This window comes from Maribacter sp. (assembly GCA_020629415.1).
GTDB classification, from domain to species: Bacteria; Bacteroidota; Bacteroidia; order Flavobacteriales; family Flavobacteriaceae; genus Maribacter; species Maribacter huludaoensis.
The window spans coordinates 1-6,577 of record JAHDDL010000076.1 but is presented as its reverse complement, the minus strand read 5'-3'; the positions used below and the strand labels follow the sequence as shown (position 1 = coordinate 6,577).

Sequence of the window (6,577 nt, the reverse complement as noted above, 5' to 3'; positions counted from 1 at the left end):
ACATGAAACAAAAGGCTGTGGATAAGAATGAAAGCGAAAATGACCTATAAACAAAACAACAATTTAAATGGTTTGCTTACATTGAGCACCACCACTAATCATTCGCCATCCTTTTAAGAAATATACGTTTACTATTTAATCCAATAGAGGATTCTTACAATTTCAATTTCGCAGATCGTGGAAATTCGGCATGGACTATCAATACATTTTAATGATGCTGCTCTAACACACTTAATACTTTATTATTTTAAAGTAGTATGGTTAAATGATGGTAGTGGTCTATTTTATCTAAAATGGTTTTTTCCGTTGAACTCATATAACCAATGCGTTTAAGACATATTCTCTTTATAAAAAAGTGCTTTGTCGGCACTAGATAATAGTCATATTTGCCAGTACCTAGCAAATCAAAGACCAAACATTATAATAACCATCCAAAAACGCTCCTTCTCTAGATTTTCTTAAATGCGCATTTGCCTATATTTAATTACATAAAAATAGTTAGAGCAAAATGACAATGTTTTATATGATATTAATGAGGAATACCACATCAATTCAATTTATATAGTGTAGTTACAATAACACCGTGCTCATCAACTATTTTTAATAGCTCTTGCTCTTCCAAAATTTTCAGATTAAACGGATTCTCTAAAAGTTTAATACCACTATTCTTTTTTAAACGGGTTCCTTGACCAGAAATAACATCCAAATTGGGCGTAAAATCTTTACAGGGAAGATGTTCCGTAAGTATTACATACTTAAAACCAGGTAGCTTGTGAACAACCTGCTGTACCTCATCGTTAGAAATGTGTTGCAATACTTGACGTATAATAGCGCAATCTGCAACAGGAAGGTCATCTACTGCAATATCCAAACATTGAAACTCTACGTTCTTTGATTTAAACTTTTTCTTATTGTGCGTAATTAATTCCGGTACTATATCAACGGCAACATAATTCTTGGTATAGCTTACTAGTTCTTTACCTATATTAAAATCTCCGCATCCTAAATCACACACGGAAATAGGGCTTTCAAATGAAGTTAAAAAAGTAGTTAATGTCTCAATATAAGGTTTTACAATTTCTGGCTTATGAGAGCCTTCACCTGAATAAAAATCTTCAGTACCACTACCCCACAGATTCATTTCATACACTTGTTGCATAGCCTTTTTGGTTGGCCACGGAATCTTATTTGGTTTAATACCCTTTTTATCAGTACTCATAAGTAACAGTGCAAAATTTCGACTTCAAAATAAGGTATAAAAATTTAAAATAGAGATACTAAAAATAACACTCATATAATGTCGTATAAATTATATACTGAACCTATCTACCTTGTTGTTCCAGAGAAACATTGGTTGACCAATACAATCTTAAAGGATTTAAAGGTATTACAAGATGAAAAATTCATTATTTCTGGCTTGCATAGAATCACTTACTTTCCTTCACTATTAAGAAGTCTTTTTCAAAAAAACGGTTTTGAGCCAAAAACTGTTATTGAATCTGATTTTGGAGGTATGATAGTTAATCTTGTAGCACAAGGCCTAGGCATATCTATACTACCGTTATCCTATAAATTCTCAAATGCAATTGGCGTTAGGTTTATAGCGCTAGATGAGACTATTAGCTTATTTATGAACTGGAGAAAAAATGATCCTAATAGAATAGCAGAAAGAGTAGTTAAACTTGCCAAAAAAATGACAAACCCTACTTAAATCAATATTTTAAAGTTTGTAAAACAAATGGATCCAAATAGATCTTGACAGCCTAAAATTAAAAGTGCTCAACAGTACAGTTACCAAAGCAATAATAGTAAATACCCGCAACGGAGACAGATCCACAAAATACCAAAACAACACAAGGCTTATTATCATTTGTGCCACAGCCAAGGCATAACTAACGAACATAGCTCCAAAAAAGAAGCCCGTTTCTTTTTCAAATTTAAAATTGCATTCAGGACACCTTTCATTCATTATCGGCATTTTAAACAAAAAAACATTTCCTTGCCCACTAAAGACCTTACCCTCATTACAATTAGGACATTTGCATTTTACAACATTCAACACTTTACTCACGACCTCCATTTTTATACTGCAAAATTAAGACATAAAATAAAGGTTTCGGTCTTAAAATAGGCGCATATATTTGTACTTTTAAGACATTTTGTATGAAAATCCCCGTTTTACATATTAGTCAGTTTTTAAAAAACAAGCCGCTACATAGTCTTTATGTAAACTCTTTTGCAGACCATATTCAAATCAATAAGAATCTTATAAATAAACCTCATACCCATAATTTTTACTTGTGCGTTATTTTTACCAAAGGCACCGGCACACATGAAATAGATTTTGACACCTACCCAATAGAACCCGGAAAGGTCTTCTTCCTAAAACCTGGGCAAACTCATTTTTGGAAATTTGAATCGCAACCAGAAGGTTATATTTTCTTTCACTCTCAAGAATTCTATGAACTAAAATTTTTGGATCATTCCCTAAATTCTTTTCCTTTTTACTATTCCAACCAAAACCCGCCTTTGCTTCAATTATCTAAAGAGAAACTGATACACCTAACCACTGTTTTTCAAGAACTTTTCACAGAGTACAGAGAAGAAAATTTACTAAGAGAAGCTAAAATCATTAGTCTTATACACTATATATACATAGAACTAACGCGTGCATATACTGCCGACACAATTATTGAAAAATTAGGATCAAACAGCTATACGAATATTCTTGAGCGACTGGAAAAATTAATTAATGCACACTTTTACGCCGAAAAATTACCTAAATTCTATGCTGAAAAACTAAGTATTACAACCAAACACTTAAACAGAGTGGTTCAAAAGACTATAAGCAAAACTACAACTACCTTGATTTCTGAGCGCATCATGTTAGAAGCTAAACGTTTGATCGTTCATTCTAATGACAACCTAGCCAATGTTGCAGACACATTGGGGTATTCTGACTATGCCTATTTTTCAAAATTCTTTAAATCAAATACAGGGATGACCCCAATGGAATTCAGAAAAATTTATTTTCATTAAAACATAACAAGATATCATGATGAATTTAGAAACAAACAAAAGGAACGCCATCGCTTTTTACAGAACGGCATATTTAGGAAACCCAAAACTGGCCATAGAAATGTATGTTGGCAAAGAATACATTCAGCACAACCCGGCAGTTGCCAATGGTACGCAAGGTTTTATAGATTATTTTGAACGTATGCAAAAAGAATACCCTGAAAAATCTATTGAATTTGTACGTTGCATTGCAGAAGGAGATTTGGTTGCATTACACACGCACCAGGTATGGCCAGGAAATGACCAATATGTTACAATGGATTTTTTCAGGTTTGATACAAATGGAAAAATATGCGAACATTGGGATGCTATACAGCAAATACCAGAGAAATCTGAAAATCCAAATACCATGTACTAATTCATCAGCCAGACAAAAGCACTATCATGAAAGACATTACTATTCAAGGCATTAATTGGGATGCAAAATCATCTTTTCAAAGAGGGCCTGCAAAAGCTCCAGACCTAATCAGAAAAGCATTGTACAGCGACTCTATGAACCTATATACCGAATTAGGTACATCTATAGAAAATGATGCTGTAATAGACAAGGGTGATTTTATCATCAACGAGTATTTTGATATTGAAACCATTACCAAAAAGAATATTGAATCTGGCTCAAAATTGCTTTCTTTAGGTGGTGACCATTCCGTTACGTTTCCCATAATAAAAGCTTTACATGAACACTACCCAAAACTAGATATTTTACATATAGATGCACACGCTGATCTATACCATGACTATGAAGGCGACCCTTACTCCCACGCTTGCCCATTTGCAAGAATTATGGAAAACGGCTATGCCGTAAAACTTGTTCAAGTAGGCATTCGTACCTTAAATCCACATCAGGCGGATCAAGCAAAAAAATACAATGTTGATGTGCATGAAATGCGTAACCTAGATTTGAACGCCATACCTAAATTTGAAAATCCGCTTTATATTTCTTTGGATATGGATGGTTTTGACCCTGCATTTGCCCCTGGAGTTTCGCACCATGAACCTGGCGGACTCTCATCTCGTCAAGTTTTAGATTTAATCCATGGCATAGATACAGAAGTCGTTGGCGCCGATATTGTAGAATATAACCCTGACAGAGACTTTCATGACATGACCGCTTATTTAGCTGCAAAAATGATGAAAGAACTTTTAGGAAAATTGATGGGCAATTGAAATCATTTTTCAATAAAAACCATTAAATTGACCTGTTACTAAACCCAAAGCCCTAATGCCGGTTACCTTTAAGAATTTTCTGAAACTCCATAGGGTTTCCTTGATATTGGCAGTATTAAGTTTTGTGTTTTACTACACCTTTGCCTATCATCTAGATAGAACGGATTTTATAAAGTTGCTCTCCCTTTTTATAGCACTTTTCTTTTTCTGTTTTAAACTGATACAGTTTGAAAAAATGAACTTCAGATTGTTGCTAGGTATCGGCATCATATTTAGATTAATCTTTCTTTTTACAGAACCTAATCTTTCTCAAGATTTTTATAGGTTTATATGGGACGGCCAACTAATCTCAAGCGGCATAAACCCTTATCTACACACTCCAGATGAATTGATGCCAAACATGGTATCAATAATACCGAACGCCAAAGAACTTTACGATGGCATGGGCAGTTTAAGCGCAAGGCACTATAGCAATTACCCACCTTTAAACCAACTTATTTTTGCCTTGGCCACAATTCTTGGCGGCAAAAGTATTTTTGGTTCATTAATAGCCATGCGTTCAATTATTATTCTTGCAGATAATGGTATAATATATTTTGGAAGAAAGCTGCTGAAAAACTTGAACCGATCTCCGCATTTAATTTTCTGGTATTTCATTAATCCGCTTGTAATAGTGGAACTCACCGGAAATCTTCATTTTGAAGGGGTCATGCTCTTTTTCTTTATTGTTGCCATGTACCTTTTATCGTTAAACAAATGGAAAACCGCCGGTGTTGTTTTGGCATGTTCCATATCTATAAAATTAGTACCTCTTTTATTTTTACCATTATTCTTTAAATACTTGGGCTGGAAAAAAAGCATAGTGTTCTATATGATCATTGGTATAACTTCCATTTCACTATTTCTGCCGTTCAATACCCCAGAATTTATAGATAACTATAGTAAAACCTTAAAACTATGGTTTTCTAATTTTGAGTTCAATTCCAGTATTTATAATATCGCTAAAAAAACTGCCATACATTTTGATGAAAAACCATGGGAGTTCATTAAAGAATACGGAAAATTTACACCCTTATTTACTATTGCAACAGTAGGTCTATTTACATTTTTACCTAAAAGATATGACCTAAACAGGGTACTATGGTCTATGATGTGGGTTTTGACCATTTATTACTTTATATCTACTACCGTACACCCTTGGTACGCTATCTTTTTAGTTTTACTTTCTATTTTCACAACATACAGATATGCCGTAGTTTGGTCTGCGGCCATTGTACTGAGCTACTTCGCTTATTCTCAGGCAGATTTCAAAGAAAACTTGTGGCTATTGGGTATTGAATATATTTCAGTGTATGGCTATTTGTTTTATGAAATCATTGCACATAATAACAAAAAGTGAAGTTTTTGTAAAAATTATACGTTGAGTGATGTCAAATAAATATAATTTGTACATTTACCCCGTAATGAACGAAATAAACTACTTTTTATATAGCACCGTGAGCCCATTGGCTCTAGCGCGCCCGTTCACATCTCACCGTCGTCGCCCGTAAGGGTAAGATATAATTATGGAATTAGGTGAGTCCATTTCCGCACAGAAAATCAAAACTTTTTTTACACTTTTAAATCTAACTGGCAATGAACTTAATTGTTGCTAACGAATCACATTTTAAATACGCTCAGGATATCTGCGATACCATTGCTGAATCTGCCAAAGTACGCGGTACCGGCATAGCAAAACGTACCCCAGAGTATATTCAAAGAAAACTTTCTAACGGTAATGCCATACTTGCATTGGACGGAGATAAATTTGCGGGTTTCTGCTATATAGAAGTATGGGGACACGAGAAATTTGTAGCAAATTCCGGACTTATAGTACACCCAGATTATAGAGGGCAAGGTCTAGCTAAAAGCATTAAAGCCAAAATCTTTGAATTAAGCAGGGAGAAATTTCCCGATGCTAAAATATTTGGGATCACCACAGGTTTAGCAGTGATGAAAATTAACTACGAACTAGGCTATAAACCTGTTACATTTTCTGAGCTCACAGATGACCCTGAGTTTTGGAAAGGTTGCCAAACTTGTAAGAATTTTGACATCCTTACGAGAACTGAACAAAAAATGTGCTTATGTACAGGAATGCTCTATGATGGTAATGCAAAGAAAAAGGTGGAAGAAACAAAAGAAATGAACGGCAAGGCATTTACAAGATTAAAAAGTATAAAAGAGAGTTTGTTTCTGAGAAGAAAAGAAGAGAAAAGTAAATAATAGAGTATAGAATATAGAGTATAGAGTATAGAGTATAGAGTATAGAGTATAGAGTATAGAGTATAGA

General features: G+C 34.1%; 8 protein-coding genes. 6 read left to right on the top strand and 2 right to left on the bottom strand.

Annotated elements, in window-relative coordinates:
* Positions 1 to 547 precede the first annotated feature (547 nt).
* Positions 548 to 1,219 (bottom strand): class I SAM-dependent methyltransferase, encoded by a 672-nt coding sequence (locus tag QZ657_RS17060; RefSeq protein WP_291961806.1) that lies wholly within the window; start codon positions 1,217 to 1,219, stop codon positions 548 to 550.
* A gap of 78 nt (positions 1,220 to 1,297) precedes the next feature.
* On the opposite strand from QZ657_RS17060, the gene QZ657_RS17055 reads away from it, so the two are divergent.
* Positions 1,298 to 1,711, top strand: a complete 414-nt coding sequence (locus QZ657_RS17055; RefSeq protein ID WP_291968230.1) for a LysR substrate-binding domain-containing protein — start codon at positions 1,298 to 1,300, stop codon at positions 1,709 to 1,711.
* Positions 1,712 to 1,720: 9 nt separating this feature from the next.
* On the opposite strand, the gene QZ657_RS17050 is transcribed toward QZ657_RS17055, so the two are convergent.
* Positions 1,721 to 1,969, bottom strand: a complete 249-nt coding sequence (locus QZ657_RS17050) for a DUF983 domain-containing protein (RefSeq protein ID WP_276471015.1) — start codon at positions 1,967 to 1,969, stop codon at positions 1,721 to 1,723.
* A gap of 194 nt (positions 1,970 to 2,163) precedes the next feature.
* Here QZ657_RS17050 and QZ657_RS17045 point away from each other — a divergent pair, with 194 nt between their 5' ends.
* The 5 genes from QZ657_RS17045 to QZ657_RS17025 all read left to right on the top strand — a co-directional run bounded on the left by QZ657_RS17045 (position 2,164) and on the right by QZ657_RS17025 (position 6,510).
* The gene (locus QZ657_RS17045) at positions 2,164 to 3,039 is read left to right on the top strand and encodes a helix-turn-helix transcriptional regulator (protein WP_291968229.1); all 876 of its coding nucleotides are present in this window, start codon (positions 2,164 to 2,166) and stop codon (positions 3,037 to 3,039) included.
* A gap of 19 nt (positions 3,040 to 3,058) precedes the next feature.
* Complete coding sequence (locus tag QZ657_RS17040) at positions 3,059 to 3,436, top strand: ester cyclase (RefSeq protein ID WP_071342518.1); 378 nt, start codon at positions 3,059 to 3,061, stop codon at positions 3,434 to 3,436.
* A gap of 26 nt (positions 3,437 to 3,462) precedes the next feature.
* Complete coding sequence (gene speB, locus QZ657_RS17035; protein ID WP_291968228.1) at positions 3,463 to 4,245, top strand: agmatinase; 783 nt, start codon at positions 3,463 to 3,465, stop codon at positions 4,243 to 4,245.
* A gap of 55 nt (positions 4,246 to 4,300) precedes the next feature.
* Complete coding sequence (locus QZ657_RS17030; protein WP_291968227.1) at positions 4,301 to 5,644, top strand: mannosyltransferase; 1,344 nt, start codon at positions 4,301 to 4,303, stop codon at positions 5,642 to 5,644.
* 236 nt (positions 5,645 to 5,880) lie between these two features.
* Complete coding sequence (locus QZ657_RS17025; protein ID WP_291961815.1) at positions 5,881 to 6,510, top strand: GNAT family N-acetyltransferase; 630 nt, start codon at positions 5,881 to 5,883, stop codon at positions 6,508 to 6,510.
* Positions 6,511 to 6,577 lie beyond the last annotated feature (67 nt).